We start from the raw sequence: 2549 nt of genomic DNA, 5'->3' as shown, positions 1-2549 counted from the left end.
CCGCCTCGGCCGACCCGTCGTCCTCCGGCACCAGGGCCTCGACGGTCGCGACCGCCCCGGCGACCGCCGTACGCGGCACGGCCTCCTCCACGGCCGCCCCGACGGGACGCCCACCCGGCGACCGCTCCCCGCCCTCGCGCCCGGCGCGGCCACACCCCGCGTCCCCGGGCCCCCTCTCACGGCGCTGCGCGAGACGGCCGCACGTCTCCGACGCCGGACCGCCCCCTTCCTCCCCCGCGGGGAAGGCACCCGCCAGGATGGCCCCCGCGGGCACGGCACTCGCCTGCACCGCACCTTGTGGCCCCTGGCCGAGCGTGCCCGCGGCCACCTGAGCCTCGTTCTCGCCGCCCTGCGCCGACCGCGAAGGCCGCGCGCGGGACGCCGTATCGCCGTCTTCTCGGCGAGCACGACACCGAGCACGACACCGGGCGCGGACCGGTTCGGCGCGCGCTGAACGGGCGACGACCCGGCTCAGCCGACGCGCACCTCGTCCCGCTGTGGCGCACCGTCCTCCGCCCGCCGCCACACCCGCACCGCACCCGCGTACAGCAGAACGCCCAGCACCAGCCCCGCCCCCGCCCCGAAGCACAGGGTCGGGATCAGCTCGTACGGTTCGGCGCTCGGGCCCCAGTACTCCCACCAGCGGAGCGCCCTGCGGACCGCCGCGACCAGGGCGCAGCCGCCGATCAGGCCCGCGGCCCACCAGCGGTCGCGGGCCGACAGCACCGGCACGCCGAGCGGCTCACCGGCGGCGGTCCGGCGCAGCGCGTGGGCGACGAACGCGGTGATCACCAGCGCCGCGACGGCCGAACCGCCGTACTGCAGGTACCAGTACAGCGGGGAGCCCGCGATCGTCTCGCCGAGGACGGGGAACACCCGCATGCCCCACCTGTCGAGGTGGGTGAAGGCGTCCCAGACGACGTGCGTCAGCGCGCCGAGGACCGCGGAGACGTACCACCACGCCACCGTGGACGGCCGGACACGCGCGCGGGGCGAACCACAGCGCGTCAGGACGGCCGTACGGCCCTGCCGTGCGCGTGGCAGCAGCGCCACGAGCGGCTCGCGCACCAGCAGCCACAGCCCCACCAGCGCCCAGGCCAGGAGCACGTCGACGGTGAGGACACCGGCGAAGGAGTGCGTCACGTCGCCGAACTCCATCGCCCCGGACAGGACGCTCGCCGCGTAGTAGGTCATATCCGGAGCGAACGACCCCGCGACGAGGAAGGCGGGCGCCAGGCGTCCGCGGCCGGTGCCGTCGGCGCGTACTGCGGGCAGCACGGCCGCGGCATGACTCAGAGTGAACGGCAACGAGGCTCCTCGGCGCGGGTGTTGCCGGGCCGGCCGGCTCGGACATCGACGGTCGGACCAGTATGCGGGACGCCTCCGACGCCCCCACGGCATGTGGTGGGGCGGTGAACAGCGGCCTCGAACGGGTGCCGGTCGTAAAGAAGTTGTCGTAGGGTCGCCTGGGCCGCCGCCGCGCGAATGGGCGGTCGGACAACCGAACAGATCAGCGCAAACCGCCCGTGACGGCAATGTCGCGGCAGGTTGACCGTCCCTCAGGGGGCGAGTGAGGCAAGGCGTCCCACGGGACGGGCGAGACGGACGAAAACGGGCGCTCGAGTGTCCACGGGAGGGGTTCACTTCATGTCGGCGCATTTCGGCAGCAGGCTGCGCAAGGGTGCGGTCAACACCACCGTGGCCGCACTGGCGGTCGCGGCTCTGGCCGCCTCCCAGGCACCCGACGTCACGGCCGGCGGCGCGGGCGGACGGGCCGCCGCGGACGCCCCGTCGGCCGACACCGGATCCGCGGCCGGCACCGACGACAGCGCCACCGGCAACTCGCCGTACTACACGGACCTGCCGCCGCTGAACAGCCCCGCCCCGGCGCCGAGCCAGAGCACCGGCACCGGTCCGGTCGCCGCCGGCGACACGGAGGCCGGCATCCCGGCGACCGTCCTGGACGCCTACAAGAAGGCCGCGGCGTCGCTCGCCGGGTCCAAGCCCGGCTGCAACCTGCCCTGGGAACTCCTCGCCGCCATCGGCAAGGTGGAGTCCGGCCACGCCCGCGGCGGCAACGTCGACGCCGACGGCAAGACCCGCTCGGCGATCCTCGGCCCGGTCCTCGACGGCAACGGCTTCGCCAACATCAGCGACACCGACGACGGCGCCTTCGACGGCGACACCACGCACGACCGCGCCGTCGGCCCCATGCAGTTCATCCCGTCCACCTGGGAGTGGGCCGGCCGCGACGGCAACGGCGACGGCGCGAAGGACCCGAACAACATCTACGACGCCGCGCTCGCCGCCGGTCACTACCTGTGCCGCTACAGCTGGGACATGTCCACCGACACCGGCCTGCGCAGCGCGATCCTGAGCTACAACAACTCGACGGACTACTACAACACCGTCGTGTCGTGGCTGGAGTACTACCGCAAGGGCACCCACGAGGTCCCGGACGGCACCGGCACCCTCCCGGACAACCGCAGCGACGAGAACAGCGGCGGCCCCGCGACCACCCCGCCCAGGACCACCCCGCCGGGCACGAC

At 74.5% G+C, this 2549-nt stretch carries 2 protein-coding genes; one reads left to right on the top strand and one right to left on the bottom strand.

Translation table 11 applies throughout. The features are described 5' to 3' along the window. Positions 1-471: 471 nt before the first annotated feature. On the bottom strand, positions 472-1308 hold the full coding sequence (locus tag P1P75_RS41015) for a DUF4184 family protein (protein ID WP_319265003.1): 837 nt from the start codon (positions 1306-1308) through the stop codon (positions 472-474). 339 nt (positions 1309-1647) lie between these two features. On the opposite strand from P1P75_RS41015, the gene P1P75_RS41010 reads away from it, so the two are divergent. Further along, the coding region (locus tag P1P75_RS41010; protein ID WP_319265000.1) for a lytic murein transglycosylase at positions 1648-2549 on the top strand (902 nt) is incomplete at its 3' end.

This window comes from Streptomyces sp. ID05-39B (assembly GCF_033794725.1).
Taxonomy (GTDB): Bacteria; Actinomycetota; Actinomycetes; order Streptomycetales; family Streptomycetaceae; genus Streptomyces; species Streptomyces bobili.
Note: the sequence above shows the minus strand (reverse complement) of the source record. Positions and strands in the feature narration are given on the sequence as shown.